This window comes from Streptomyces lushanensis (assembly GCF_001700515.1).
Lineage (GTDB): Bacteria > Actinomycetota > Actinomycetes > Streptomycetales > Streptomycetaceae > Streptomyces > Streptomyces lushanensis.
This window is the reverse complement of record NZ_MAUD01000446.1, coordinates 1-936: the sequence shown is the minus strand read 5'-3', so window position 1 is coordinate 936 and position 936 is coordinate 1. Positions and strand designations below refer to the sequence as shown.

Annotated in this window: 2 protein-coding genes; one reads left to right on the top strand and one right to left on the bottom strand. The window is 66.5% G+C overall.

Features of this window, described 5'->3' with window-relative positions; all coding sequences use genetic code 11:
• On the bottom strand, nucleotides 1-366 hold a 366-nt coding region (locus tag BFF77_RS29055; protein WP_066955756.1), incomplete at its 3' end, for a rodlin.
• Nucleotides 367-573: 207 nt separating this feature from the next.
• On the opposite strand from BFF77_RS29055, the gene BFF77_RS29050 reads away from it, so the two are divergent.
• Nucleotides 574-936, top strand: a 363-nt coding sequence (locus BFF77_RS29050) for a rodlin (RefSeq protein ID WP_211280340.1), incomplete at its 3' end; no start/stop codon positions are given.

Sequence of the window (936 nt, the reverse complement as noted above, 5' to 3'; positions counted from 1 at the left end):
CAGGATGTGCGACAGCGGCTCGTCGCCCTTGGCCTGCGTCGAGTTCTCGACACACTGCTGGTTCTGCGGCGACGACAGCACGTTGATGTCCTGGACCGAGATCGGCACAAGGCCCAGCAGGGAGCCGGCGTTGAGCTTGGCGGGCAGACCGATGCAGGGCTTGTTGAGCGAGCCCTGGATGAGCGCCATCTGCGGGCTCATGTGGCCGTACGTCGCCGAATTGCCGTAGGCCTGCCAGGCGTTGTTCCCGCTGAGGGAGGTGGTGCCGCCGTCGTTGCCGACGGCGAGAGCCTGCGGAGCGGCGGCGGCCGAAACGCCGACGACAGAGGCGGCGACGGCCGCGCCGGCCACGACCTTCTTGATCATCACGATGAGTCCCCTTCTGACGGATGCCCCAAGACCCCGGGGCCCCCTGAGCAACTTCCCGCCGCCTGTTTGGTTCTGGCCCTTCACCCCAATGGCCTATTACCGGCGATCAACTAGCCGAACGAGTGAAGCAGCGGAACCAAACCGCTGACATGCGGTTGTCCAGGTCGCCCCACCTGCATTTCCTGAGAAAAGGACCCCATCGTGATCAAGAAGATTATGGCCGGCGCCGCCGTCGCCGCCTCCGTGGTCGGCATGTCGGCTGCGGCGGCGCCCATCGCGCTCGCCGTCGGCGACGACACCGGCACCACCTCCCTCAGCGGCAACGGTGCCAAGCAGGCCTTCGGCAACTCCTCCACCAAGGGCAAGATGAGCCCGCAGCTCGAACTGGTCCAGGGCTCGCTCAACAAGCTCTGCGTCGGCGCGCCGATCAAGGCCAATCTGGGCTCGCTCATCGGTGCCATCCCGATCACCGTGCAGGACGTCAACGTCCTGGCCTCCCCGCAGAACCAGCAGTGCGCGGAGAACTCCACGCAGGCCAAGGGCGACGAGCCGCTGTCGCACATCCTG